Here is a 26,016-nt window from a genome sequence, read left to right as displayed (position 1 = left end):
TTAGTTAATGTTTTGGTTACTAAAATGGCAGGTCATCTTCTTCCGATGAACTAAAATCAGGTTCATTAACCGATTCTGCCTGTTGATTTTTTGGTTCCGACATTTGCTGGCCACCACCGGTCGACTGTCCTCTCGGTGTCAACATTTCCAGGTTGTCAGCATATATCTCAGTGGTATAGCGCTTATTGCCGTCTTTATCGTCCCACGAGCGGGTGCGAATACGGCCTTCAATGTACAGTTTGTCACCTTTGCTTACGTATTGTTCCACTACTTTAGCCAATCCTCGCCAAACAACGATATTGTGCCACTCGGTTGTGGTTACTTTTTCACCGTTTTTGGCGGTATAACTTTCTGAAGTTGCCAATGAAAAGTTAGCTACAGTCACATCTTTATCCAGATGTCTTACCTCGGGATCCTGTCCCACATTGCCAATTAGAATAACTTTGTTTACTGACATAGTTAGATTCGTTTTAAATTAATAACATTCAATGTACGAAAAATGATAGTCTGTTTGTTTCTGTAACTATCAGTATTTCATGAATGTAGCTATTCTTGTGATGAACGGTGTCATTTCTCAATACGAATGCATCAAAACCAGTTCAAATAATTTAGTTGTTTTTCGACCGGTTTTGGAACAGCGAAGTTAAAAATATCTTTTTTATTCACTTCGATCAAATCGGTTGGGAGATTTTTTTTGTTTTTTAACTGAACGTGAATAAACCGATAGTGAATGTGCTGGTGGCTTAAAACTTGTTTCTTCCAATCGGTCACCTCTGAGATATCACCGATACTATTATTAATAGGTAGCTCTGATTCCAGGTGCAAACTTTCAACTTCCGCTTTGTACGCTGTTTCAATCAAGGGAAATTGATAAAGATTTTTCCAAATATCGTTGGAGGTTCTTTTGGTCAAAAAGGTAGATTCTTCGAGGTCGTAAACCAGATAATTAAAATAACGGTGGCGGATCTTTACTTTACCTTGTTTGACAGGCAGGCGTTCTATCGCTTTTCCCTGCAAAGCAAAACAGCGGTCGCAGAAGGGGCAGGCAGCGCAATTCGGATTTTTTGGAGTGCATTGTATTGCTCCGAATTCCATCACTGCCTGGTTGTGGTCTCCCGGATTATTGCGATCCAGCAAATCTTCCGCCAGTTGTTTGAAGGCTTTTTTTCCCTCTGTACTATCTATAGGTGTGTCGATCCCAAAAATGCGTGAAAGTACCCGGTAGACATTTCCGTCCACCACTGCATATGGCTGTTTGTAGGAGATTGAGGCGATCGCGGCAGCCGTGTATTCGCCAACTCCCTTTAGTTTTATTATATCACTGTATTGTTTTGGGAATTGTCCACCAAACTCCCTGGTGATTGTTTTCGCGGTAAAGTGAAGATTTCGTGCTCGGGAGTAGTACCCAAGTCCTTGCCACAATTTTAATACCTCGTCTTCGGAGGCGGCCGCCAGTTTTTCAACCGTGGGATAGTTCTCTGCGAACCGGTTAAAGTACGCCAATCCTTGATCAATGCGGGTTTGCTGGAGAATAATTTCCGACAGCCATATCAGGTAGGGATCAGATGTTTCACGCCAGGGAAGATGCCGTTTGAATTGTTTGTACCATTGTTGAATAATCTGTCCGAACCCCTCGAAATACACCATAACTATTTAGAATCTACGTGAATTGCAAAAATAATTCATTTCATATGTTTCTAGTTCTCAAATAATTTTTATTTTTGCACACCATTTGACACGATTTTATAATTTATTGAAAACTAAATAATTTTAGAGATGACTAAAGCAGATATTGTTAACGAAATTAGCAAGAACACTGGCATCGAAAAAGTAACGGTGCAAAAAGCTGTTGAAGCTTTCATGGAAACTGTAAAGGATTCATTGACAGAGGGAAGAAACGTGTATTTGCGCGGATTTGGAAGCTTCATCGTAAAAAAGAGAGCTGAGAAGACTGCACGCAATATTTCAAAAAATACAACAATCATTATTCCTGAGCATTTTATCCCAAGTTTCAAACCGGCTAAAACGTTCGTATCTCAAGTTAAAGACCAAGTTAAAAAATAAGAATTATGCCAAGCGGAAAAAAAAGAAAAAGACACAAGATGTCTACGCACAAGCGTAAAAAAAGACTACGTAAAAACAGACATAAGAAGAAAAAATAAGTTTTATTTTAGGTAAAACTTATGAGCTGTTGGTTAAACCTAAAGTACAGGGTGCTTTAGGTTTAATCCGTTTTACAAGTCGTATTTTATACGCTTAAAAATTTATCAAATTAAGTAACGTTGTGAGTAGCGATCTGATTATTGATGTCACTGCCTCAGAAGTCGTTATTGCCTTATTAGAAAACAAACGCTTAGTTGAACTATCAAGGGAAAGAAGCGGAGCAAAATTTGCAGTTGGCGATATCTATTTAGGTCGAGTCAAGAAAATTATGCCGAGCTTGAACGCTGCATTCATCGACGTTGGGTACGAAAAAGATGCATTTTTGCATTATCTCGACATGGGCCCGCAATTTTCAACCTTAAACAAGTTTATGAAAATTGCCGGTTCGAAAAAGAACCGTATTTCTTCGGTATCAAAGATTCACTCCGAGCCCGATATTAATAAAGAGGGCAAAATTACGGAAGTGTTAAAAGCAGGCCAGAACATTTTGGTGCAAATTGCCAAAGAGCCAATTTCAACCAAAGGCCCCCGTTTAACTTCCGAACTATCGGTAGCGGGAAGAAATTTAGTGTTGATGCCATTTAGCGAAAAAGTTAGTGTTTCGCAGAAAATTAGCTCAACCGAAGAAAAAAACAGGCTGAAGAAGCTGATTCAAAGCATTAAGCCGAAGAAATATGGAGTCATTATCCGAACTGTTTCCGAAGGGAAACGGGTTGCCGAACTAGACCAGGAGCTGAAGAAACTGGTGGCAAAATTTGAAACCATCTTCCAAAAATTAAAGAAGGCGTCAGCACCCTCGCTGATCGTTGGGGAAATGGATCGGACAACGGCTCTACTTCGAGATATTTACAACCCAAACTTCAATAGCATCATTGTTAACGATGCTGAAGTCGCCGAAGACATTGCAGAGTACCTTGGTACTATTGACCCGGAAAAGAAAAAGATTGTGAAGCTTTACAAAGGCGGACAACCAATTTTTGAGCATTTTGGGGTTGAGAAACAAATTAAGTCGTCTTTCGGAAAGACCGTTTCGTTTAAAAACGGGGCGTATTTAATCGTCGAACACACGGAGGCTTTCCACGTGATCGATGTAAACAGCGGAAACCGGTCGAAAGCCGGTGTGGATCAGGAAACGAACGCACTGGAAGTGAACCTGGCCGCTGCCGAAGAAATAGCACGACAATTGAGGCTTAGAGACATGGGGGGAATTATCGTTATCGATTTCATCGATATGCATAATTCCGAAAACCGACAAAAGGTTTTTGAACGCATGAAGGAGGCGATGGATGTCGATCGAACAAAACACAACATTTTGCCACTGAGCAAGTTTTGTTTGATGCAGATCACCCGCCAACGGGTTCGCCCTGAGGAACATGTGGAAACCGCAGAGGTTTGTCCGGCATGTAAGGGCACCGGGAAAGTGACGCCGACGATTCTCTTTACTGATGAACTGGACAACAAGGTCAATTACATTTTCAAAGATTTGAATAAGCGGAAGTTGACTATTAAAGTTCATCCTTATGTTGCAGCTTACCTGACACGTGGATTTATGTCACAGCGTCGGAAGTGGGCTTTGAAATTTATGCGCAAAGTCGCAGTAGAAGAAGTAAACTCCTTGAGTTTTCTCGATTACCAGTTTTTCGACGAGAACATGGAGGAAATAATACTCTAAATAATTGTAAATCCCGGGTTAATGTACTCGGGATTTGCTATTTTTAGGGGGTCTAGAACTCGATTTATGCAGAAATTTCTGTTTTTACTACCATTTTTATTACTGTCCATTCAGTCGGTACACGCTTATGAACTGAAGGGGCAAGTGAAGCTGTCGGAGGATTGGCAGCCCCGTGTTTACCTTGCATCAATACAATCGCCGGAAAATCTCTTTGTTGCTTCTCCCGATTTTGTCATCAATGAAGCCTTTGTTGATCCGGATGGTAATTTCACCCTTTCCGGAAACGATTTGCCTGAAGATCCTCGCTTCTACCGCCTGTATTTTGTCCGGAATAATTCATTGGCTATTGAATTCACAAACGATTACCAACGTAACTTCATTCACTTGTTATTGGATAATTCCACACAGTTGATGGTTACAGATACAGGTGGAGGGGAGCTGTTTGATCATGTTAAGATTGAAGGTTCGGAGGCCAATACGATTTTGTCCGATTTTGAACAATCGTATTTTCAGAAGAGGATTAAGCTCAACGAGATCAACACCATCGCGAAACGCGATTTTCAGAGTCAGAGTTTGAATCGTAGTATTCGTGATTTTGTAGTGAAGTGCGAGGATCCAATGGTTGGATTGTTTGCCGTGTACCATATCGATGATCGGGAAACTGACTTTTTACGTAATGCGAATTTCTACTTCGATTTTCAGGAGCGCATGAAAGCCGCATATCCGAAAGCGTTGTATACCGCCGCCTATGACGATTTGCTGAACAGCTTGGTTGGCTATCGGGATTTGGTCTGCGAAATTCCGAAAATTACGAAACCCTGGCGAACCTGGATTATCTGGGGGCAGTCTATTTTAATTATAGCTTTGCTGCTTTGGATCTGGAAACTAAAAAGTCGGAAAGAAGTAGAGGAGAAGATTGACTATGGCCAGTTGTTAACCGAGAAAGAACGCAAGATTTGGGAAAGTCTTGCTGCCGGCAAAACGAATAAGGAGATTGCAGCCGATCTTTTTATCGAGCTGAGTACCGTAAAAACGCATATAAACAACCTCTACAAACGACTTGGCGTGGCGAACCGCAAAGAGGCTATCCTCCTTTTTAACAGCCAGAAATAAACTAAATTAAAAGGGTCTAGACCCTTTTTCAACCTTTTCCAGCCAGTTTTGGAACCTTGTATAATTGACGATTAGTCGCAGAGCATTTACTTTTGAGCTGTGGAATGTGAGGAAGTAATGTTTACGCTCACATAGAGTTCGAATTTTTGATTTCTACGAAATACTTTAACGTCAATTATGAAGAAATTTTCAGCTTTAATTTTGCTAGCGTTGATTGCGCTGCAATCTTTCGCCCAAATTCAGGAACCCGTGAAGTGGTCGTTCGACTCGAAACAGAATGGTGACGAGGTTCAATTAATTTTCAAAGCCACAATCGATGAGGGATGGCATCTTTATGACACCCAATTGCCGGAAGGTGGACCTGTTCCAACCTCGTTTCATTTTAATGACAATTCGCAAATTGAGTTTGTTGGTAAAATGACAACTAATCCCGCGCCGATCGATAAGTTCGATGATACCTTCCAAATGGAGTTGCGGTATTTCGGAAAAAAAGCGGAATTTATTCAAGTTGTAAAATTGAAAACAACCGAGCCGGTAACGATTGACGGTTACCTGGAGTTCATGTGCTGTAACGACGAAACCTGTCTGCCGCCAACCGAAGTTGATTTCAGTTTTAAAACAAAAGCATACACCGCTACCGAAAAGGAAGCAGCAAAACCAGCTGTAAAGGAAACTGCGGTTCCCGAAAAAAAAAAGGAAGTAACTGAAGTTGTCGAAACCACTTCAGGGGAAGTGTCAGAAGCGGTAACTGAAACAACAGATGATAGTGCTGCAGGCGCAGTGGCGTCAACAATTGATATTGCAGAGAAAGTAGAATCTACTCCTGCTGCTGAAGGCAAAGTTTTAACTGATAAAGGAAAAGAAGGATCAGCCGAAAATCTCTGGATGTTCTTGTTCTTTTCTTTTTTAGCCGGCTTGGCAGCCATCCTTACGCCCTGTGTGTTCCCAATGATCCCGATGACGGTTTCGTTTTTCATGCATAGTGGCGACACAAAAGCCAAGTCGCGCATGTACGCGATTTTCTACGGAATATCTATCATCGCAATTTATACCATCGTTGGAACAGTCGTTGCGCTGATCTTTGGACCTGACATCGCAAACTGGTTGAGTACACACTGGATTCCGAATATTATCTTCTTCCTGGTGTTTATGATTTTCGCTTTTTCATTCTTCGGAATGTTCGAGATTGTATTGCCAAGTTGGTTGGTAAACAAATCGGATAGTCAGGTTGATAAAGGCGGTTTTATGGGCTCCTTTTTCATGGCCTTGACGTTGGTGTTGGTGTCATTCTCGTGTACCGGGCCAATTGTTGGTGCTATTTTAGTGCAGTCGGCAGGTGGTGCCGTGTTGAAGCCGATTGTTGGAATGTTTGGATTCTCGATGGCCTTCGCTTTACCGTTTACTTTATTCGCGCTTTTCCCGGGTTGGTTGAACAGTCTGCCCAAATCAGGCGGTTGGTTGAATTCGGTGAAAGTAGTATTGGGTTTCCTGGAATTGGCCTTGGGCTTGAAATTCCTGAGCGTTGCCGATCAAACTTACCACTGGGGTATTTTGGACCGCGAGGTGTACCTGGCGATCTGGATCGTTATTTTCACTTTGCTCGGTTTTTACTTACTGGGTAAATTGAAATTCTCGCACGATAGCGATGTGAAACACGTTACGGTTCCCCGACTAATGTTGTCGATCGCGTCTTTTGCTTTCGTCATTTACCTGATCCCGGGTATGTTCGGTGCACCACTGAAAGCTATTTCCGGTTATATGCCGCCAATGTCGACGCACGATTTTGATTTGCGCACGGTTGTTCGCGAAGAAATTAAGTTGAGTGGGGGTGCCGGCAATGGAAAAGTGACTGGCCTTGACGTGAAACCCAAATACCGTGAATTCCTGCATTTGCCACACGGTCTGGAAGGTTTCTTCGATTACGAAGAAGGGATGGCTTATGCCAAGAAAGTGAACAAACCCGTGTTCATCGATTTCACCGGGCACGGCTGTGTAAATTGCCGAGAAATGGAAGCCAATGTGTGGTCGGATCCGCGCGTGCTTCAACGCATGATGAATGACTACGTGATTATTGCACTTTATGTAGACGATAAAAAGGAATTGCCCGAAGGCGAGTGGGTGACTTCAAGCTACGATGGTCGTGTTAAGAAAACGATCGGTAAGAAGTATGCCGACTTCCAGATTACGCGTTTTGGTGTGAATGCACAGCCTTACTACGTATTACTGGATCATGCAGGCAAGGAATTAACTGAGCCTAAAGCTTACGACCTAAATGCGGATAACTTTGTGAAGTTCCTGGACGAAGGACTCGCGAATTTCAAAGCACAGGCAAACTAACGACATTTTTACTTTTTCACCATAGTTTAGTTTAATTTACAACGTAATCTCCTGAAAGTCCTGGCCATTGGTCGGGACTTTCTTATTTGGGGTAAAGAAATTCGACAAAAATTTTGAAGTGATTTGAGTTGTTTAAGCTGTTCTCGCTGATTAACCGTTGCGGACACCGAAAACTGCTGGCATCGGATGTTTATAGAGCAGAAATACCTTTTTAAACGACATCGTAGGAGTCGCATAGTACTACGAGGGGGGGTGATAGCTACAAATGTGAAAATCCGCTGGATTTCATAAAGACGAAAAGTCGGATTCAAACGGTGTTCAAATCTTAATCCGGGTACAGCGGGTTCCGCCTCGCCGGTCGCAAGTTCATTTTGACGGTCGGCAATTGGAATTCCCGGCTCCTATTATTCAAATCGATTTCCCTTGATGAAGGAAGTAGAGAATATTATAAATAGCGCGCGACTTGTGATTTATAATCCAGATAGACTTCTCCAAAAGCGGATTTCAAATAAACTTCTTCTTTTTTAATGATACGATGATGAAGAATGAGAGCAACCAACATCAATACCGCCAGTAAAATTGAAGGAATCAACAGGAAACCGGCCGCAAAGAAGAAAAAGAAACTGGTGTACATGGGGTTTCGGGTGACCCGGTAAACACCTTCTGTTTGCAATACATGCTCGCTTGTTGGTAAGCCAACGCGCGTGAAAATTCCCATGGTGTAGTAAGCTGGCAGCAGTAAAATGTTTCCGGCGAAAAGGAAGATCATACTCATCAGTTTTTGAACGGCGGCAATGTCATTCTGAATCAGAAGAGGCATTGCCAGAAAGAACCCCGGGAAAAAGGATACGATGATTAATAAGGCAAATACGAGCGCAACAACCGATTTTGAATAATAGAAAAGAGCGCTGTTGATGCTCGGTTTTCCCAATGCACTAAAACCTGCCCGCATGATTTGGTAGGCGAGCAGTAACGTGGCCAAGGTTGGAACCAGGCTAAGAATAATTAAACCAAGTTGAATGAATTGCATTAAATTTCGCCTTTGTAGTGGTAGCCAATTTCGTCGACTACTTTTTCAATTGCTTTCAAATCGATTTTCTTACCCGATACTTTTACCTCCGACGTATTTTTGTCGGCAATCACTTCGTCGATTCCGTCCAGTTTCATCAGGTTGCGGGTAACGCTTGCTTCGCAGTGTGAGCAAGTCATGCCTTCGATTTTTAATGTTTTGAAGTCCATAGCGGTGGCTTTTTGATTTGTTTTTTCGTAACGCTGGTAAAAGTAGCCAAAAATAAGCGAACCGATCAGCACGATAGACGAACCGATTTGCACCCACATCGGAAGCATTTCGTGCTCGCCGTTGTGAATATGCATGACTTTGCTTAGAATGAAATCGGCTGGAATCAACCAATTCGTCAACATGCCAAAGATAATGGCCCCGCCGATGATTGTTCCCAAATAAACCAGCAGGGATTTGCGCCCCATCGTGTTGCCGATAACCGAGATCGTAGCCACATTGGTTGCCGGGCCAGCCATGAGGAATACCAGCGCTGCACCGGGCGAAACACCTTTCAGCAACAACACGGCGGCGATCGGAATTGACCCGGTTGCACAAATATAGATTGGAACTGAAGCTGCCAAAATCACGAGGATTTCCAGAAACCCGAGCCCATGAAACCGACTGAAAAAGTCGTCTGGAAGAATAACCGAAATCAATGCTGCAATCAGGAAGCCGATGATCAGCCATTTGGCAATATCCTGCAACAATTCGATAAAAGCGTAGTGCGTTGCCTGCACAAAAGCATTTCCTTTTGGTGGCTCGCTGTGACAACCACAGGAGGTGTCGTTGCAGGTAGCACCATTTGTTGACTTGGATTGAACCTGAGGTGCTACCGTCAGCAAGCTTCCGGTTGCCGGTTTGGTAGGCTGTGCAGCCATGGCAAAGCCCGCAAAAGCAGGTTTCGGCGCCACTTTGGGAGCCGGTTTTTCTTTCACCAGCCAGTTGGTCAGAATACCACCGGCAATACCGGTTACAAAAGCGACAATCGGGCGCAGAACCGCGAAAGGCCAACCCAGCATCGAGTAGGTGGCGAATATTGAATCAACTCCGGTTTGCGGCGTTGAAATCAGAAATGAGTTGGTTGCACCTTTAGAGGCTCCGTTCCGAAAAAACGAGATTCCGGTAGGGATGACCCCGCAGCTGCACAAGGGCATAGGGATTCCCAGAATCGACGCGTTAACAGCCGATTTCGTGTTCGACTTTCCCATGTACTTTTGAACTTTGTCCTGCGGAAAAAACACTTTGAGCAATCCTGCGAAAACAAGCCCGAGCAAAAGCCAGGGCGCCATTTCATTCATCAGGTAAACCAGCTCGTTAATGTATTTCAATAGAAAGTCTGTCATTTCAAATCCTCTTTTGTAATCTATAAATGTTCCAACCGGGAAATTGTTCTCAAACTTACCGAAAACATTCAGTTATTTAGAAATTTCGATATTCGTTGCGATGGCTTATTTAACGTTGGCGTCATGTTTAAACGAGTTGCACTTGTCTGCGTTTCTTTTTAGAACGAAGTTTCTTAAACCACAGCAGTAGGCCGGTAACGGGAAGGGATGTGGCGATCAATGCGGCGAGGAAATAAATGATTTTCGACGTGAGGCCGATGAAAGATCCGATGTGAATTGTCCGGATCAATGCCGCCACTTTCTGTCGGAAACTCCAGTTTTTAAACTCATCAACTGAAAGTATTTCTCCATTGTAGGGATCGATCTGGATTTTGTCGGCGGCATCGTAGGCCACGAACGCTGCACTTTTTTTCCGGATCATGATGCTCTCATCCTTCGTTTTGGGGAGGTCGATTCGATAAATCTTTGTTTGATAGGGGAGTGCTTCATCTGCGTCGGCAATCAATTCTTCGATGGACAAGCGCTGAGCCAGGCTATCGGCTTGATAATTCAATGGGATGGTTTTGTCGAATCGTTGTTTCCCCAATTGGTCGCCGAGCAATTTCTCCAGGGCGGAATAGTAGCCCGGGTACGACCAGATTAAAGCAGAAAAGCCCATCAGTAAAAGTGGCAAAAGCGCATACCAACCGTAGTTTTTATGGAGAATCAGGTTGGTATTCCCCGCCTTTTTTAACCCAATTATTGGGAACCAGCTGCCTCGTTTCAACCATCTTGAAAGTTTGGCCGGAGCGTATAAAATAAGCCCGGTTATCGACAATATCAGGAAGATGACCGTGGCTGCACCTGTTATTGGACGGCCCACTTTTTTGTCGAGCAAAAGCCAGCGGTGCAGTTGCATCACCCAGTGGAAGAAGCCGTCTGCCGTTCCGGTTTCCGGTTTGGCAACCAAATCGCCGGTGTACGAATCAATCCACACCTGCTGCGGGCGGGCGTGTCCGCCTTCGGGGGTTCCGGTGCCCGATGCAGACAACACAAAAGTGTGGTTCTTTTCTGGTTCGGGGTAAATCATCATGCCGCTCACCGTCTTCCCGGTCGACGCTTCTACTTTGGCAATCTTTTCATCCAGCGTCAACCTGTTGCTCCCTTCGTTTTGCGAAACGCGGTAGGATTGATCGAACGCATCGATAAACTCTTCTTCGAAAACAAGAATGGTTCCCGTCAGACACAAAACGATCATGATGATAGAGCTGGCGATTCCCAGGTACAGGTGGATTTGATAAATTAGATTTTTGAACATGTGGCTTCTGTTTTCTGTATTGTTGAATTAATTGGAAAGCTTCTGACTGTATTTCACCCAGGCGTTACTTTGCGGGTATTGCTCTTGCCAAAAGTTCAGGAACTCTTTTGCCTGAGCTCGGGTTTGAGGTGTGCGCATAAAAAAACGAACCAAAGTCTCCAGTTGATCTTGTTGCGGAACAAGTTTGAAATGGATTCGTTCGCTAATGGTTTGGTAGGTTTTGAGTAGCATGGCCAGGTTAAAGCCTTCTAGTTTGGGGTTGATGGAATAACCTTCAAAAAAGAAGCAAAGGCCGTCGTAAAAAGTGGGGATCACCACCGAGCCATGACTGCATTCCGGGTAAAACCGGGTTTGCAGATGAAAGTTTTTCATTGTTGCTTGAAGTTGCTCCGTCATCGTGCGGTTGCAATCGGCCATTAAAGTCGTGTCGATACCTGGCGGAATGCTGATGGAATTGGTGTACCCGATGTACACAGTTGTTGGTTTGAAGGTGCGTTTGAGCAAATCCTCCCGATCCCGGAATAAATGTTCCTTGTCCCACCAAAGGCTAGGATCGGCAATCAGCCAGGCGTTGAATTCCGCCTTTTGATGAAGCAACAAGTCCATGGCATACAAACCACCGAAGGAGTGGCCAAACAGCATGTTGAATCCATTGGTTCGGTAGTTCGCTTCGATTTGAGGTTTTAATGTCGTTGTCAAAAACTGCGTAAAGCGATCGGCACCACCGCTCACATGGTAATTGGGAGGAACTGGAGTGTCATCGTTATTCAGTTTTGCATTGGTTGGGGTAAAATCGCGGAAACGATCGTTTGTGCTGATACCTACCAAAATAAATTGTGGTGTAAATGGTTGAATGCCTCGCGAGAGCATCTGGCTGGTGGCAGCCGCATAATCGAAGTAGAAGTCTCCGTCGAGCAGATACATTACCGGGTAATTTTGGTCAGGGAAACGCTCGTAGCTGTCTGGCAGTTGAATGTCGATTCGGATGGAGTCGTTGATTTCGGGGCTAAAGACGGTTTTGTGGATACCTTCGGAAACAGCAAAAGCAGTCTGCTGACTGCTCCAAATAAAAAGTAGAAGAAAAGTATGGATGATACGGTATTTATACCGCGAAAAGGCTGTTCTCTGTTTCATGCGTTCTTCTTGCTGGTAAAAGGAAGAAAAGAGCAGCGAAAGCGCTGCCCTGATCGTCCTGTTTTCAAATCAACTTAACTAACTATAACTGGTAGGTAATACCAATTTTAAAGTTGCGGGGCTTTTGTGCTTGCCCGTATGGATTGTAATATTGTTTGTCGCTCAGGTTGTCAACTTTCAGGCTGAAGCGGATCTTCGGCAGATCGTAAAATACGGTTGCATCGGCAACGGTGTAGGCTTCAGAACCGAAGGTGTTGGTCGTGTTCACGAAGGTTTCGCTGGCGTAGTTCAAACCAAGACCACAGCCTAATCCCTTCAAGTCACCTTTCATCACCCGGTAGCTTCCCCAGAAATTGAACAGGTTTTCCGGAGAGTAAGTCATGCGGTATTCCGGCGTTTCGTCGTAATAAGCTTTGTTATGCGTGTATCCGCTCACAAAGTTTAATCCGGGAATTGGGTTGGCAATCAATTCCACTTCAACCCCTTTGCTGGTTGTGTTGGTTCCGTTTTGGAATTGTTCTCCGTTTGAGGTGATCACCTGGTTTTCGATGTTGATGTGGTAGTAGCTGATGGTACTCATCAACTTTTTTTCGAATAGGTCGATTTTCGTTCCCACTTCCCATTGTTTGGCATATTCAGGATCCCAGTCGATTTGTTCGCCGGTGTTATCTGCTCCCGGCGAAACCAGATTGTAGCCATTCATGTAATTCCCAAAAACAGAAACCTGGTCTTTTACCGGCGAAATCACCAAACCTGCTTTGTACGAGAAGGCATTCAGGTCGTAGCCGTTTGTACCTTCAACGCCGTTGGTGAAAGTATTGTCTAAACTATTGCGATCATAGCGAATACCGCCGAGGAAGGTCACGTAATCGTTAAAGCTGATGGCATCCGACAGGTAGGCTGAATAAGTATCGTAAGAGGTACGTGTCGCAGTAATTCCGGCTGCGTCCGCCAGTTGTTGATGTGCATCCGGCGAGTAAGTAGGACTTGTGCCGGTGGTCATGTCAACCACATCGTAACGAATCCATGTCCCGGTATTTCGTTGATAGCGATCGTAAACACGAACGTAGCTGGCACCTGCCAGAAACTTGTTGTTTAATTTTCCGAGGTCGAAGTCGCCGCTGAATTCTTGTTTTGCGTGGATTGATCCCGCGGTGCGAGGCATGTACTGTAGAACCCAAGGCTGAACAGTTGTGTCGCTGGTGAAGTAGAGGCGAAGGAAATTCGCTTCAACATCAATTTCAGCAGTCGACAAACCTGTTGTCGATTTGATTCGCGGTGAAATCTGGTACTCAACAAAACCAGTTACTGTTTTCGAGCTCATTTCTCCGGCCATGGCATTCGACCAGTATGACTTGTCGTAATCCCACGCCAGGTCGTTCCAGGTTTTAGCTGTAACAGTGTTGGCAACGCCGTTTGCAAAAGTCAAGGTACGTTTGGTATGGAAGAACTCGGTTAATAAGCTGATCTTTAGTTTGTCGTTAAATTGGTAGGTCAAAGAAGGTGCAAAAAGGTAGTCGCGCTGCATGCCAGCGTCTTTGAAACTGTTTTCAGAGTGGTAGGCGCCATTAACGCGGAACAGCGCTTTTCCCGCGCTATCCAGCGGTGAATTGATGTCGGCAGTCAGTCGGTTTAATTCCCAGCTGCCGGTGCTGTACGAGAGTTCCATGCTTTTATGCTCCATCGGCTTCTTGCTCACGCGGTTCAATACACCACCGTATGATGATACATTGTTGTTGGCTGATCCGTACATCACAGCCGAAGGGCCTTTGATGATTTCCATGCGCTCCACATTTTGCGGATCAACAGGTACGCGAACGAAAGAAAGCATTCCGTCTTTTACGTAGGCATCGGAACGGAAACCACGCAGGTAAACACTGATGTTGCCTTCATTCGACTTCACGTAGCCACCACCACCGGTGATGCTTTTCATGGCGTCGGTGAGGTCGGTCACCATTTGTTCTTCCATCAACGCACCGGTGATTGAAGAATAGGACTGTGGATTGTCGATATTTTTCAATGGAATTCCGGCTACATATTCGGTGCTTTTGGCAGCAAACTGGTTGAGTCGGTTGGCAACAACCACTGCTTCTTCCAGCACACTTAATTTTTCAGTCAGCACGATGGTGCCGGCATCGGTTAGCTGATTTTCGTTCACGTCCAGTTTCACCGTCTTGGTTTCGAGGCCGATTAGCGAGAAGGAGATCTCTTGTTGTCCGGCAGGAACTCCACGCAATGTGAAGATACCGTCGTTGTTGGTTGTTGTTCCGTAGGTCGTTCCGGGAATGAAAACATTCACAAAGGCTGCTTTTTGCTCGTCGGAAGTGACGACTTTACCTTGGATTGTTCCGGTTTTCTGAGCGGAAAGATTGAGATGTAAAATTAAAGCGAGCAGAAGTTGAACTGCTGCCTGGCATGTTATTCTTTTCATGGATTTTTGAAGATTTGTTATTTTGCTGTTGAGCAGTGGTCCTGATATACCAAATTTCAACAATGTAAAATTGAAAAGATCAACAGACCTTTGAAATCCCAAGAAGTGGGGATTTTACTCAAACCAAATCTTCAAAATGAGACGAAAAGTCAAAACAAATACATACTAATTGTGATTTTAACACAAGTCCGAAAGTTTAACCTTCCGCTTTTTCAACATACAATTGTGCCGCTTCATCCCGAACGACGATGATGGTTTCTCCGCGATCGATCATGCCTAAATTGGCAACTGCATCGTAGATTTTCCCTTCAATTTGTACTTTCCCGGATGGGCGCAGAACGGTGTAAGCAAGCCCGGTTTTCCCTTTGAGGGTTTTGATTGTTGAATCGACGCCAACAAAGCCTTTTTCTTTATCCTGGATTTCGTGTAGCGAAAGGTTTTGGAAGATGCCTCTTTCAGCCGAGAATATGCGCTTACTCAGCATGAGGCTTAAAATAAACCCGCCGGCAAGTGCAATCAGAACGGTGGCAAGTGCAGTCATTATTTTGTCCGGGTGAACGCCGTCGAAATCAAACACAACATTTTCAATCAAGCTTAAGACCAGTCCGGTAAACGCAAATAGAGTACCAACAGCTCCGGCAATACCGAAACCCGGCAAGACAAATATTTCGATAGCTATTAAGATAAGACCGACTATGAAGAGCAGTATCTCCCAATTGGCAGCCAAACCTTCAAGGTAGAGCGGGGCAAAGTAGGCGAATGCTGCGATGATGGCAACGACGAGGGGAAACCCAACACCCGGCGTTTGCAATTCAAAATAAATTCCACCCAATATAGCCATGATCAAAATTCCCGATACAATTGGATTTACTAGGAAGCCGATAATCTTTTCAATGAATGAGGGTGTGTATTCAACAATGTCGTAGTCTTCAACTCCGATTTTTTCCAAAACCTGCGGAACGTTTTCTGCAATTCCCTCACAAAAACCGTATTTCATGGCTTCGGTCGGGGTGAGGGTCAGCACTTTTGTCGAGTCGATAACCCCAGGGATATATACGCTTTCGTCAACCATTGCTTCGGCAATTTTAGGATCGCGAAACCAATGAAAGGTTGTATCCTGCCCGGCAATGATGGTATCTCCTCCATGCGACTCTGCTGTTGATCGCATAATCGAACGCATGTACGACTGGTACTTGTCCGGCATTTTCTCTCCCGTTTGGTTGACAACAGTTGCGGCTCCTATGCTCGCGCCTTTTCGCATGTAAATACTATCGCAGGCAATTGAGATTAATGCACCTGCACTGGCTGCGTTGTTATCAATAAATACATAGACGGGAATCGGGCTGTTCAATATTTTAGTGCGGATGGAGTCGGCATCGAGCACGGTTCCGCCGTAGGTATTCATGTGGATCAGGATAAGGTCGGCACCGAGACTGTCGGCTTCGGCAAACGCATGTTGCGTATCCCGCCAGGTTTTGGGCATGATGTTATCCTTGATGTTTAACTTGTAAACCAGTTTTTTAGAAGAGTCCTGCGCGCTTATTTGTGTATAGTTTAGGAGGAAGCCGAAGGACAGTATTATGACAGCCAGTACCAGTTTCATCGCGTTTCATTGTTAGTGGGTTTTCTCAAAAATAATACATAATAAGCGCATTACGAAGGAAAGTCGACATTATAATTCAGGTTGGGGTACTTTATATAATTTTGACGTATCGTATCCGCGTCGGGCAGCTTCGTTGACAAGCTTTTGATAGAGTTTGGGATCCATTTGAGGCTGACGCCCCAATATCCATAAATAGTTAGGATCGGAACTTCCGATGAGCGCATACTGGTAATTGATGGTGTCGAGATCCAGAATGTAGTAGTCGGCATAGAAGAACAAGAAGAAAGAAACCTTCAATTTCGCAGGATCTGATGGATCCGGAATTTTGGCAACCCCGTCGGCCGCGTCGTACTCGCCCTCCAACGTTCCTTTCCAACCCGAATTCAGAACTCTGATTTTACCGTCATCACGAAGCCTGTAGTTTGCCGTTACTCCAACCAAATCATTTTCGAATGAATGCGGAAAGCGGGCAATCTCGTACCAGGTTCCCATGTATCGGTTTAGGTCGAGGCTTTTCACGGTCGTCGTATCAATATCGCTTTTTTTAGCGCACGAAGTCAGAATCAAAAACAGTAGGACTGTTATTATTGGAAGTCGGGTCATAGATTGGTGCTTTTTGTTTATCCCAGTATCAACCCAATATACAAAATGTTAACCAAAGGGTAGGAATGTTTTCTTCTGAAAATAACTACTTTTTTTGATAAATTAGATTTAGGTAATCTTCGGATGGTTTTTGCAGAAAAGGCCTTCAATTTTCAATCGAGATATTGCGGGATTCGGAGGAAGTTGAGCGGTTTATATTTGAGCAAGGTTAAAACTAAATATTTGCTAACTTTGCGACTCGAAAAATTAAAAACATGGAACTGAATTTATTAACAGCAATTACCCCTATAGACGGTCGTTACCGTTCAAAAGTCAGCAGTCTCGAAAATTACTTCTCTGAATACGCGTTAATCAAGTACCGCGTTTTTGTTGAAGTTGAATATTTTATCGCCTTGTGCGAATTGCCTCTGCCTCAGTTGGCAGCGTTTGATAAAAGCTTGTTCCCGAGCCTGAGAAAATTGGTTGAACAGTTTTCGGTGGAGGATGCGCAACGCATTAAGGATATTGAGAAAGTGACGAACCACGACGTGAAAGCTGTGGAGTATTTCCTGAAGGAGGAATTTGATAAACTGGGAATTCAGGCATTCAAAGAATTTATCCATTTCGGATTGACTTCGCAGGACATTAATAATACAGCTGTTCCAAAGTCAATTCACGATGCATTGGATTTCGAATATTTCCCGGCAGTTAACGATTTGGTAGATAAACTGGATGAGTTGGCAGAGGAATGGAAGAGCATTTCAATGTTGGCCAAAACGCACGGTCAGCCAGCTTCACCAACCAACTTGGGTAAAGAAATCCGGGTCTTCTCTGAACGCATCAAAAAACAATTGGAGCAACTGCGCAACATCAACTGCGATGCTAAATTCGGTGGTGCAACGGGTAACTTCAATGCTCACAATATTGCGTATCCTGAAATTAGCTGGAAAGCTTTCGGAAACCATTTCCTGAAAAATTACCTGGGGTTGGAACGTGCGCAATACACCACTCAAATTGCCAATTACGACAACCACGCAGCGATTTTCGACGCACTGAAACGCGTGAATACAATTATCCTGGATTTGGATCGCGACATGTGGACCTACATTTCCATGGAATACTTCAAGCAAAAAATTAAAGCAGGCGAAGTTGGTTCGTCGGCGATGCCACATAAAGTGAACCCGATTGACTTCGAAAATTCAGAAGGTAACCTGGGCATGGCGAATGCGATTTTCGAGCACTTGTCGGCAAAATTACCAGTTTCTCGTCTACAGCGCGACCTGACCGATTCAACTGTTTTGAGAACAATTGGGATGCCTTTGGCTCACACGTTGATCGCGGTCAATTCGACCATGCGCGGTTTGGATAAATTGTTGCTGAACAAAGATGCGATTGATGCTGATTTGGAAAACAACTGGCCGGTAGTTGCCGAAGCTATTCAAACGCTTTTGCGTCGCGAGGGCTACCCAAATCCTTACGAGGCATTGCGTGACCTGACTCGTGTGAACAAGAAGATCAATCAGCAGGTTGTTCACGAGTTTATCGATACGCTGAATGTAAGCGATGAACTGAAGGCTGAATTGAAAACAATTACTCCTCAGAATTACACAGGTATTTTTTAATTCGGGGATTGGAAAAGAAGAGAACTGGATGTCTCTTTTAAATATTAAAAATCTGTAATGAAGGATTTTATAAATATCCTGCGGCGGTTTATACCACCCTACAAAAGCAGGATGTTGTTGAACTTTTTATTCAACTTATTATCTGCCATTTTCGCTGTTTTTTCAATGGCACTGATGATCCCGATTCTGGAAATCATTTTCGGGCAATCGCGGGATGTCATGGCATTGCAGCAATGGACGTTTGATCTCGGTACCATCAAGAACAACCTCTATTATTACGTCACCTTTGTGAAAAACGAATATGGCGGTGGATATACTCTGCTTTTTGTTGGCATCTTTATCATTCTGATGACTTTGCTGAAAGTTGGTTTTGCCTATATGGCAGCCTACGAAGCGGTGCACATCCGGAACGGAGTTGTACGCGATATTCGCAGCCAGCTTTACTCGAAGGTATTGCGGCTTTCCATGCGTTTTTTCTCCGACGAGCGTAAAGGTGACATCATCGCACGGGCAACCGGCGACGTGGCCGAGGTGGAAACCTCCATCATGTCGTCGCTGGACATGTTCCTGAAAAACCCTGTCCTGATTATCGTCTTTTTGATTTCCATGCTAGTCATGAGTCCTACACTTACTCTGTTCATTTTCCTGGTGCTGCCGGTTGCCGGCTACATCATCGGCCGAGTTGGTAAGTCGTTGAAAAAGGTTTCGCGTGAAGGACAAGATAAGATGGGCGTTATTCTGACAGTTATAGAGGAAACGCTGGGCGGCCTGCGAATCATCAAGGCTTTCAATGCCGAGAAAAAGATGGACGAAGTGTTCCAAAAGGAACTGGACGGCTACAAAGGCACAATGAACCGACTGATGAGTCGGCGCGAGTTGGCGCACCCGATGAGTGAGTTCCTGGGTACAATTGTGATCGTTGTTGTTGTCTGGTTTGGAGGAACGCTGATTTTAGGAAATAAAAGTTCGTTGACAGGACCGACTTTCATTGCTTACATCGGTATTTTCTACCAGATCATCAACCCGGCAAAAGCCTTTTCAAATGCGTTGTACAGTATCCAGAAGGGGCTTGCTGCAATGGATCGGATTGACATGATCCTGAAAGCACCAATAACGATTAACGATAAAGAGAATGCGAAAACGGTTCAGGCATTTAAGAACCAGATCGAATATAAAAACGTCACTTTTGCTTACGAAGGTAAAGCAGTACTGAAAGATGTTTCGCTGGTGATCCCAAAAGGAAAAACAGTGGCATTGGTTGGGCAGTCGGGGAGTGGTAAAACCACTTTTGTGGATTTGCTGCCTCGTTTCTACGACGTGGATCAAGGATCGATTACCATTGACGGAACAGATATTCGCGACCTGAAGATTCACGATTTGCGTGAGCTGATGGGGAATGTAAACCAGGAAGCGATTCTTTTCAATGATACCATTTTCAATAATATTGCTTTTGGTGTTGAGAATGCGACCATGGATGATGTGATTGCGGCAGCGAAAGTTGCCAATGCGCATGATTTCATCTCAGAAACCGAAGACGGTTACAATACCATGATTGGTGACCGCGGGAGTAAACTTTCCGGTGGACAGCGTCAGCGCTTGAGCATTGCCCGAGCGATCCTGAAAAACCCATCAATTTTGATTTTGGACGAAGCAACTTCTGCTTTGGATACCGAGTCGGAACGTTTGGTTCAGGAAGCTTTGGAAAACCTGATGAAAAATCGTACGTCACTGGTTATTGCACACCGTTTGTCAACGATTAAAAACGCCGATGTTATTTGTGTGATGCACGAAGGCAAGATCGTTGAAATGGGGACCCACGACGAGTTGCTGGCCACTGAGGGCCAATATTTCCGATTGCACCGGATGCAAAGTTTCTAAGCAAACATTACAACACTATATGAGGGCGTCTGCAAAACAGGCGCCTTTTTTATGTGCCATTCAATCGCGATTGCGTATCTTCATCCTCCTAACCAATTATCCCTTAAAATGAAGATGAAGCAATCACTCCTTGCGCTTTTTTTTCTTGTTGTAACAACAAGCTTTTCTGCATATGCTCAAGATGCGGCAGATTATCAAACTAAGTCAGACATTCTTTACCGGGAAGGAAGCGAGCTCACGGATTACATGAAGGAACGATGTCGTTTGGATATTTACTATCCGGCAAATAAAACCGATTACACAACAATTGTGTGGTTTCATGGTGGCGGTATTACCGGTGGCGAAAAATTTATACCAGACGAATGGAAAAATAAAGGAATCGCCGTTGTCGCGGTTAACTATCGTCTAAGCCAGAAGGTGAAATGCCCGGAATATATAGAAGATGCCGCTGCAGCTGTGGCTTGGGTTTTTCATCATATTGACGAGTACAACGGATCGGCCGAAAAAATAGTTGTTTCGGGACATTCCGCAGGTGGCTATTTGGCAAGCATGATTGGACTGGATAAACATTACCTAGAAGCTTTCGGGGTAGATGCAGACTCAATTGCGGCATTGGTTCCCTTCAGCGGACATACGATCACTCATTTTACCGTTCGGGCCGAGCGCGGAATTCCCGGTACCCAGCCAATCGTGGATGAATATGCACCACTTTATTTTGTTCGTGCGGATACACCTCCGTTGTATTTGATCACCGGTGATCGGGATCTTGAAATGTTGGGTCGTTATGAAGAGAACGCCTACATGTGGCGGATGATGAAAGTAGCTGGTAACAAACATACTTACCTGTATGAAATGGATGGCTTCGACCATGGAAGCATGCCTTTGCCAGCCTACCCGTTAACCTTGCGCATATTGAACGAATTAGGTTTGAGATAACCGATAAGCAAAAGAGCAGCTACGATTAACGAAGCTGCTCTTTTTGCATAAATGCTGGTGCATTATTTAATGTAAAGTATCTTTGGGCTTTTTCTCGCCTACCTGCCAATCTACAATGTATTCAAATTTATCTCCCTCGCAGTGGATTCCATTGTGGTTGGCCATTAGCTGATTGAGCTTATTTTCATTGGCACTGAAATAGCGTACATGATGAAATTGGTCGATCCATGATTTCTTTTTGGTTTGCATTTTAGTCTTCATTCTCTTACTGTTTGTTGGTTAACTCTTCATTTCGTCAATTTGTTGGAAAAGTGATAAGAGAGAATATGGGTTTTTCTAATTCATTCAGGAAAAACGAAAATTAAAAACCACTCAGGGGCCAATACTTTTAAACTGTTTCTAAGATATAAAAAATAATTTTAAACATTTGTTAATTTCTCTGAATATTAATCAATTTGAAAATAAATTAGGCTTCCTGCCCCTTGCAAAATGAGCTTCTTTTTATGCTTGATGAATGGGGAAATAAGAACCTGATTTACTGTTTTAGAAAGACGAATGCGCCCCCAGTATCGAGGCGGAACACCATAAAAAAAGCACTGTTAATTGGATTTTCACATCTAGCTCAACAGTGCGTTTAAAGTTCCTGCGGTATACGATCGGATCAGATAAATTCAGCCATGTATTTGGCCTTCTTTTTATCTTCAATTTGCCAGGGAACAATATAATCGAATTTGTCTCCAGTGCAGTGAATTCCGTTATCATCTCTGCAAGGCGTATAATTGATTTTGGTTCCGATGCGCAAATAGTGTAAACGATGCACCTTCAGAGGAACAGGATTGCTTTTTAGTCTTGCGATTGTGTTCATGTTGGTGAGTTTTGCAATTAAAGGTTAGTTGATTCAATATTCTGTATGAGATTCGATCTTTGCAGTAAAGAGAAATGGTCGCAGCATTACGCTAGCGGGCAATTGTTGAATCGAAACGAACTAAGCCTGCTAGTGATGGCGTATACGAATTTCATGGGGTATTTGTTTGTTAAATAGCCACGACAAAGCAAGCACCCTAAGTAGAATAGGAGCGGAAACCAATTAATTAAGACGATTTCCTACCAACCGCTAGCTAAAATGTCGGCAATATGGATCGGTTTGATCGGCAACTTATTTTTCAGGATATATGCCTCAATGTTCATCAGGCAGGACGATTCGGTTGAAATAATGTATTCAGCGCCGGTGGCCAAAGCTTTTTCAACTTTTTGCTCTGTCATCGCACTTGAGATGGAGTGAAATTTGGCCGAAAACGTTCCGCCGAATCCGCAGCAAGTTTCGGTATCTTCCATTTCAACTAATTCCAGTCCCGCAACTTTCGACAGCAATAGGCGAGGCTCTTTTTTAATGCCGTATTCTCGCAGGGCAGTGCAGGCATCGTGGTAACAAACTTTATGAGGAAAGATTGCACCAAAATCAGTAAAATTCAGTTGATTGACCAGAAAATCAGTGAATTCGAAGAGGCGGGCTTTCAATTGGTTTTGCGGCCCGAAGTTTTCATCGCCCTCTGTGAAAAGGTGTCCGTAATAGTTTTTAATAAAACCGGTACACGATGCAGAAGGGCTGACAATTGTTTTTGTTCCTTCGAAATCTTTGATGAATTTTTTAGCCAGTGTTTTGGTCTCGTCCCAGTAGCCGCTGTTGTATGATGGCTGACCGCAGCATGTTTGCTCAGGATTGTAGGCGGCTTGTACACCGGCCTTTTCTAAAACTTTAATTACATTGAAAGCAGTCTGCGGATAGAATTGATCAATAAAGCAGGGGACGAATAAATCAACAGTCATGTTTACTAAAATTTTCGTAAAGATAAAGGTAAATAGAAAGAAAAAAAGTGATCAGGTGATCACTTTTTGATATTTAATAACGATTTCTTATTCGGCTGGCTGAACCCCTTCGCTGGTCATGATTATGCGTTTGATTGTCCCGTCCGGATTGTAGTAAAGTTCGTCGATACAGACTGACCGTCTGAAACTGTGTCCATGGGGCTGGATACCACCGTTGTGGTAAATAAAATATGTTTTTCCCTTGTAATCGATGATGGCCTGGTGGTTGGTATTGCTGTTGCCGGCCAGCTCATTCAGTATACCTTTAAACTCCCATGGGCCTTCAATGCTTTTACTCATCGCATAGGCCGTTTTTTCGGGAAACTGGTAGGCGTACGACAAGTAATAATTGTCACCGTGTTTGTGAATCCATGGTGCTTCGGTGTAATTGGGCAGATCGACCGTGTGAATCGGGCCGTCCAGTTCAATCATGTTTTCTTTCAGTTTGGCCCAGTAGCATTTGGTATTTCCCCAATATAAATAGGCTTGTCCGTTACCGTCAATCCAAACAGTGGGGTCAATGTCGTCCCAGTCAATCGGCGTATCTGTTGTCATGTCGTTTGTAATGAGTGCCTTTCCAAGCGCGTCTTTGAAAGGGCCAACCGGACTGTCGGAAACCGCTACGCCAATCGCTTTGCCGGGGATGGTTGCGTGTGTTGTTGTAATGTACCAGTAAAATTTGCCGTTGCGTTCAATGACTTGAGCCGCCCAGGCATCGTCCCTGGCCCACGCAAAATCGGTTACCTTTAACGGGGTTGGGTGCTCCGTCCAGTTCACCATATCGGTCGATGAATAAACCAGCCATTCGTGCATTACATAAAAGTTGTGGTCAAGCGGGCATTCGTCGTGCCCTGCGTAGAGGTACACCGTATCATTATAGACCAGTGCGGCAGGATCGGCGGTGTATTTTTCGGTAATCACCGGGTTTTGTGCCTGTAGCTTTAACGAGAACAGTACAAGCAAAAACAAGGCGGATGTCAGCGTTCTTTTGTTCATGATTTCAGTTTAAGGTTTGTTATAAAAGTATTTTGTACTTTTATGCAAGTATACGAAATTTTGGTGAAATGAAGTTGACGGTGAATCAAAAAATGCTGTGTAATAGGAGGCCGGAGGAGAGGATGTTTGTAAACAAAAAAAGCTGTCCTTTTGGACAGCTTTTGCACGGGAGGAGCGACTCGAACGCCCGACACCTGGTTTTGGAGACCAGTGCTCTACCAACTGAGCTACACCCGTTTCTCAATTGCGAGTGCAAATATAATAATAAGTTCTAAACAACCTAGAAATAATTTGAAATTGGAGCGCTTTTCTTTCCGTTGTTTTACTAAGCTTTTGATAACCAGATTGTCATTTTTTAGAATTTTTTTGAATGACTGTTCAATGCTTGTTTCCTTCTTCCTTTTGCGTGTTTCGCAAATAAGCAAATGGCCAGTTTCAGGTTTTGTAAGATTGACAATAAATGCTGAAAACTGAAATAACCAGTCATATTCGACCGAAAATTTTCCCATACTCAGAACTATTGTTATTTTTGCTCTCGTCGTATTTCGACACTACTATTAACTACTTTTACTATAATAGACATGAGAGCTTTGAAAAAAATGACTGACAAGTCGGTATTTGGCTTGTTTGTAATTGCACTTGCGCTGTCGTTTGCTTCGTGCCAACAGAAAGAAACAGCGAAAGTAGACACCTTTCCCGATGGTACTCCCATTCCCGCTTGGTTTTCTGATACAACTAAAATTGATCCTTCAACATTAGGCAAAATGTATTCAATTGCCGATTTTGGAGCAGTTGCTGATGATTCAACAATGAATACTGTAGCTATCCAGCAGTTGATTGATTCAGTATCTGCAAACGGTGGTGGCGTAATTGCTGTTCCGCAGGGAACTTTCCGCAGTGGTGCTATCTTTTTTAAACCCGGCACACACCTGCACGTTGAGAAAGGTGGGATGTTGAAAGGATCAGATGATATTGCTGACTATCCGATTATGCCATCGCGCATGGAAGGACAAAACCTGGATTATTTCCCCGCATTGGTTAACGCTTATAATGTGCCCGGATTCACAATTACCGGGGAAGGTACAATTGACGGAAACGGCAAAAAATACTGGGAAGCTTTCTGGCAACGCCGGAAAGAAAATCCAAAATGTACGAACCTGGAAGTTTCGCGTCCACGCCTGGTTTTCATTTGGGGCTGCGACAGTATTCAGCTGCAGGATGTAAAACTGCACAATTCCGGTTTTTGGACAACTCACCTGTACCAATGTAACTACGCGAAATTGCTGGACCTGAATATTTTTGCGCCGAAAGAGCCGGTTCCTGCACCAAGCTCGGATGCATTGGATTTGGATGTTTGCTCGAATGTTTTGGTTCGCGGCTGCTACATGTCGGTAAACGATGATGCAATCGCCATGAAAGGCGGTAAAGGCCCCTGGGCTGATGAAGATCCGAACAATGGACCGAACGAAAATATTCTGATCGAAAACAACACGTACGGTTTCTGTCACTCTACATTTACTTGTGGTAGCGAATCGGTACACACGAAAAATGTCTTGGTGCGTAATTGTACCGTTGAAGGTGTGAGCCGCGTTATTTTCCTGAAAATGCGTCCGGATACGCCACAAAAATACGAGTTCATCACCTTGGATGGAATTTCGGGAACTGCCCGTACAGGTATTTACATTCGTCCGTGGCGCCAGTTCTTCGATTTGCAAGGCCGCGAGACTCCGCCGATTTCATCGTCTGAGAATATCACCTTCCGCAACTTCAATCTGAAATGTGAAAAGTTTACCGAAGTGGGTCTTACGGAATACGATCGTTTGGAAAACATTACGTTTGAAGACATGACGATTGAAGCAGGCAGCGCGACCTTAGACACTTCGTTGATCAAAAACTTCGTTGTCAAAAATGTGATGGTTAACGGAGAGCCATTCCTGCAATAAGAACAAAAATTATCTTCCCATATATATTAAAAGCCGGCTG

21 protein-coding genes and 1 tRNA gene are annotated in these 26,016 nt (G+C 43.9%); 8 read left to right on the top strand and 14 right to left on the bottom strand.

The window, feature by feature from the left end:
* Nucleotides 1-19: 19 nt before the first annotated feature.
* Nucleotides 20-457 carry a single-stranded DNA-binding protein gene (locus BC643_RS06740; RefSeq protein WP_120272361.1) on the bottom strand — a complete coding sequence of 146 codons (438 nt, stop codon included), beginning with the start codon at nucleotides 455-457 and terminating at the stop codon, nucleotides 20-22.
* Between the two features lie 131 nt (nucleotides 458-588).
* On the bottom strand, nucleotides 589-1,647 hold the full coding sequence (gene mutY, locus BC643_RS06735; RefSeq protein WP_120272360.1) for an A/G-specific adenine glycosylase: 1,059 nt from the start codon (nucleotides 1,645-1,647) through the stop codon (nucleotides 589-591).
* A gap of 129 nt (nucleotides 1,648-1,776) precedes the next feature.
* Here mutY and BC643_RS06730 point away from each other — a divergent pair, with 129 nt between their 5' ends.
* From BC643_RS06730 to BC643_RS06715, 4 genes are all read left to right on the top strand, one after another.
* A complete protein-coding gene (locus tag BC643_RS06730; protein WP_120272359.1) occupies nucleotides 1,777-2,064 on the top strand; it encodes an HU family DNA-binding protein in 288 nt (95 codons plus the stop codon).
* 220 nt (nucleotides 2,065-2,284) lie between these two features.
* Nucleotides 2,285-3,835 (top strand): Rne/Rng family ribonuclease, encoded by a 1,551-nt coding sequence (locus BC643_RS06725; RefSeq protein ID WP_120272358.1) that lies wholly within the window; start codon nucleotides 2,285-2,287, stop codon nucleotides 3,833-3,835.
* A 66-nt stretch (nucleotides 3,836-3,901) separates the two neighbouring features.
* Nucleotides 3,902-4,948, top strand: a complete 1,047-nt coding sequence (locus tag BC643_RS23675) for a helix-turn-helix domain-containing protein (RefSeq protein WP_170154484.1) — start codon at nucleotides 3,902-3,904, stop codon at nucleotides 4,946-4,948.
* Between the two features lie 177 nt (nucleotides 4,949-5,125).
* The gene (locus BC643_RS06715; RefSeq protein ID WP_120272356.1) at nucleotides 5,126-7,285 is read left to right on the top strand and encodes a protein-disulfide reductase DsbD family protein; all 2,160 of its coding nucleotides are present in this window, start codon (nucleotides 5,126-5,128) and stop codon (nucleotides 7,283-7,285) included.
* Nucleotides 7,286-7,730: 445 nt separating this feature from the next.
* Here BC643_RS06715 and BC643_RS06710 read toward each other — a convergent pair whose 3' ends face one another.
* The 7 genes from BC643_RS06710 to BC643_RS06680 form a co-directional block, all read right to left on the bottom strand.
* On the bottom strand, nucleotides 7,731-8,315 hold the full coding sequence (locus BC643_RS06710; RefSeq protein ID WP_120272355.1) for a methyltransferase family protein: 585 nt from the start codon (nucleotides 8,313-8,315) through the stop codon (nucleotides 7,731-7,733).
* On the bottom strand, nucleotides 8,315-9,688 hold the full coding sequence (locus BC643_RS06705; protein ID WP_120272354.1) for an SO_0444 family Cu/Zn efflux transporter: 1,374 nt from the start codon (nucleotides 9,686-9,688) through the stop codon (nucleotides 8,315-8,317). The genes BC643_RS06710 and BC643_RS06705 overlap by 1 nt, the downstream gene beginning before the upstream one ends.
* 127 nt (nucleotides 9,689-9,815) lie before the next feature.
* Nucleotides 9,816-10,985 carry a PepSY-associated TM helix domain-containing protein gene (locus tag BC643_RS06700; RefSeq protein WP_120272353.1) on the bottom strand — a complete coding sequence of 390 codons (1,170 nt, stop codon included), beginning with the start codon at nucleotides 10,983-10,985 and terminating at the stop codon, nucleotides 9,816-9,818.
* A 27-nt stretch (nucleotides 10,986-11,012) separates the two neighbouring features.
* Nucleotides 11,013-12,119, bottom strand: coding sequence for an alpha/beta hydrolase (locus BC643_RS06695; RefSeq protein WP_120272352.1), 1,107 nt, complete (start codon nucleotides 12,117-12,119; stop codon nucleotides 11,013-11,015).
* Nucleotides 12,120-12,201: 82 nt separating this feature from the next.
* Complete coding sequence (locus BC643_RS06690) at nucleotides 12,202-14,550, bottom strand: TonB-dependent receptor (RefSeq protein WP_147377156.1); 2,349 nt, start codon at nucleotides 14,548-14,550, stop codon at nucleotides 12,202-12,204.
* Between the two features lie 196 nt (nucleotides 14,551-14,746).
* Nucleotides 14,747-16,153, bottom strand: a complete 1,407-nt coding sequence (locus BC643_RS06685) for an NfeD family protein (protein ID WP_120272350.1) — start codon at nucleotides 16,151-16,153, stop codon at nucleotides 14,747-14,749.
* Nucleotides 16,154-16,222: 69 nt separating this feature from the next.
* Nucleotides 16,223-16,756 carry a lipocalin family protein gene (locus BC643_RS06680; RefSeq protein ID WP_120272349.1) on the bottom strand — a complete coding sequence of 178 codons (534 nt, stop codon included), beginning with the start codon at nucleotides 16,754-16,756 and terminating at the stop codon, nucleotides 16,223-16,225.
* Between the two features lie 254 nt (nucleotides 16,757-17,010).
* On the opposite strand from BC643_RS06680, the gene purB reads away from it, so the two are divergent.
* From purB to BC643_RS06665, 3 genes are all read left to right on the top strand, one after another.
* Nucleotides 17,011-18,357: an adenylosuccinate lyase gene (gene purB, locus BC643_RS06675; RefSeq protein WP_120272348.1), complete on the top strand. Its 1,347-nt coding sequence runs from the start codon at nucleotides 17,011-17,013 to the stop codon at nucleotides 18,355-18,357.
* 57 nt (nucleotides 18,358-18,414) lie between these two features.
* The gene (locus tag BC643_RS06670; RefSeq protein WP_120272347.1) at nucleotides 18,415-20,235 is read left to right on the top strand and encodes an ABC transporter ATP-binding protein; all 1,821 of its coding nucleotides are present in this window, start codon (nucleotides 18,415-18,417) and stop codon (nucleotides 20,233-20,235) included.
* A 108-nt stretch (nucleotides 20,236-20,343) separates the two neighbouring features.
* Entirely contained in the window at nucleotides 20,344-21,171 is an 828-nt protein-coding gene (locus tag BC643_RS06665) for an alpha/beta hydrolase (protein WP_245994880.1), read from the top strand.
* A 66-nt stretch (nucleotides 21,172-21,237) separates the two neighbouring features.
* Here the strand turns inward: BC643_RS06665 and BC643_RS06660 are convergent, their stop codons facing one another.
* The 5 genes from BC643_RS06660 to BC643_RS06640 all read right to left on the bottom strand — a co-directional run bounded on the left by BC643_RS06660 (nucleotide 21,238) and on the right by BC643_RS06640 (nucleotide 24,270).
* The gene (locus tag BC643_RS06660; protein WP_120272346.1) at nucleotides 21,238-21,432 is read right to left on the bottom strand and encodes a hypothetical protein; all 195 of its coding nucleotides are present in this window, start codon (nucleotides 21,430-21,432) and stop codon (nucleotides 21,238-21,240) included.
* A gap of 400 nt (nucleotides 21,433-21,832) precedes the next feature.
* Nucleotides 21,833-22,036 carry a hypothetical protein gene (locus BC643_RS06655; protein ID WP_120272345.1) on the bottom strand — a complete coding sequence of 68 codons (204 nt, stop codon included), beginning with the start codon at nucleotides 22,034-22,036 and terminating at the stop codon, nucleotides 21,833-21,835.
* A 239-nt stretch (nucleotides 22,037-22,275) separates the two neighbouring features.
* The gene (locus tag BC643_RS06650) at nucleotides 22,276-22,998 is read right to left on the bottom strand and encodes a (Fe-S)-binding protein (protein WP_120272344.1); all 723 of its coding nucleotides are present in this window, start codon (nucleotides 22,996-22,998) and stop codon (nucleotides 22,276-22,278) included.
* Nucleotides 22,999-23,085: 87 nt separating this feature from the next.
* On the bottom strand, nucleotides 23,086-24,033 hold the full coding sequence (locus BC643_RS06645; RefSeq protein WP_120272343.1) for a glycoside hydrolase family 43 protein: 948 nt from the start codon (nucleotides 24,031-24,033) through the stop codon (nucleotides 23,086-23,088).
* 164 nt (nucleotides 24,034-24,197) lie between these two features.
* A tRNA-Trp gene (locus BC643_RS06640) sits at nucleotides 24,198-24,270 on the bottom strand.
* Nucleotides 24,271-24,614: 344 nt separating this feature from the next.
* Between BC643_RS06640 and BC643_RS06630 the strand changes: the two genes are divergently transcribed.
* Nucleotides 24,615-25,976 carry a rhamnogalacturonidase gene (locus tag BC643_RS06630; RefSeq protein ID WP_211338000.1) on the top strand — a complete coding sequence of 454 codons (1,362 nt, stop codon included), beginning with the start codon at nucleotides 24,615-24,617 and terminating at the stop codon, nucleotides 25,974-25,976.
* Nucleotides 25,977-26,016 lie beyond the last annotated feature (40 nt).

This window comes from Mangrovibacterium diazotrophicum, assembly GCF_003610535.1.
Lineage (GTDB): Bacteria > Bacteroidota > Bacteroidia > Bacteroidales > Prolixibacteraceae > Mangrovibacterium > Mangrovibacterium diazotrophicum.
The sequence above is the reverse complement of the archived record's forward strand: the minus strand, read 5'-3'. Positions and strand labels throughout refer to the sequence as shown.

Excerpts from the sequence above, each read along its gene's own strand:
- BC643_RS06740 (WP_120272361.1), bottom strand. The coding sequence starts at position 457 with ATGTCAGTAAACAAAGTTATTCTAATTGGCAATGTGGGACAGGATCCC.
- mutY (WP_120272360.1), bottom strand. The coding sequence starts at position 1,647 with ATGGTGTATTTCGAGGGGTTCGGACAGATTATTCAACAATGGTACAAA.
- BC643_RS06730 (WP_120272359.1), top strand. The coding sequence starts at position 1,777 with ATGACTAAAGCAGATATTGTTAACGAAATTAGCAAGAACACTGGCATC.
- BC643_RS23675 (WP_170154484.1), top strand. The coding sequence starts at position 3,902 with ATGCAGAAATTTCTGTTTTTACTACCATTTTTATTACTGTCCATTCAG.
- BC643_RS06715 (WP_120272356.1), top strand. The coding sequence starts at position 5,126 with ATGAAGAAATTTTCAGCTTTAATTTTGCTAGCGTTGATTGCGCTGCAA.
- BC643_RS06710 (WP_120272355.1), bottom strand. The coding sequence starts at position 8,315 with ATGCAATTCATTCAACTTGGTTTAATTATTCTTAGCCTGGTTCCAACC.
- BC643_RS06705 (WP_120272354.1), bottom strand. The coding sequence starts at position 9,688 with ATGACAGACTTTCTATTGAAATACATTAACGAGCTGGTTTACCTGATG.
- BC643_RS06700 (WP_120272353.1), bottom strand. The coding sequence starts at position 10,985 with ATGTTCAAAAATCTAATTTATCAAATCCACCTGTACCTGGGAATCGCC.
- BC643_RS06695 (WP_120272352.1), bottom strand. The coding sequence starts at position 12,119 with ATGAAACAGAGAACAGCCTTTTCGCGGTATAAATACCGTATCATCCAT.
- BC643_RS06690 (WP_147377156.1), bottom strand. The coding sequence starts at position 14,550 with ATGAAAAGAATAACATGCCAGGCAGCAGTTCAACTTCTGCTCGCTTTA.
- BC643_RS06685 (WP_120272350.1), bottom strand. The coding sequence starts at position 16,153 with ATGAAACTGGTACTGGCTGTCATAATACTGTCCTTCGGCTTCCTCCTA.
- BC643_RS06680 (WP_120272349.1), bottom strand. The coding sequence starts at position 16,756 with ATGACCCGACTTCCAATAATAACAGTCCTACTGTTTTTGATTCTGACT.
- purB (WP_120272348.1), top strand. The coding sequence starts at position 17,011 with ATGGAACTGAATTTATTAACAGCAATTACCCCTATAGACGGTCGTTAC.
- BC643_RS06670 (WP_120272347.1), top strand. The coding sequence starts at position 18,415 with ATGAAGGATTTTATAAATATCCTGCGGCGGTTTATACCACCCTACAAA.
- BC643_RS06665 (WP_245994880.1), top strand. The coding sequence starts at position 20,344 with ATGAAGATGAAGCAATCACTCCTTGCGCTTTTTTTTCTTGTTGTAACA.
- BC643_RS06660 (WP_120272346.1), bottom strand. The coding sequence starts at position 21,432 with ATGAAGACTAAAATGCAAACCAAAAAGAAATCATGGATCGACCAATTT.
- BC643_RS06655 (WP_120272345.1), bottom strand. The coding sequence starts at position 22,036 with ATGAACACAATCGCAAGACTAAAAAGCAATCCTGTTCCTCTGAAGGTG.
- BC643_RS06650 (WP_120272344.1), bottom strand. The coding sequence starts at position 22,998 with ATGACTGTTGATTTATTCGTCCCCTGCTTTATTGATCAATTCTATCCG.
- BC643_RS06645 (WP_120272343.1), bottom strand. The coding sequence starts at position 24,033 with ATGAACAAAAGAACGCTGACATCCGCCTTGTTTTTGCTTGTACTGTTC.
- BC643_RS06630 (WP_211338000.1), top strand. The coding sequence starts at position 24,615 with ATGAGAGCTTTGAAAAAAATGACTGACAAGTCGGTATTTGGCTTGTTT.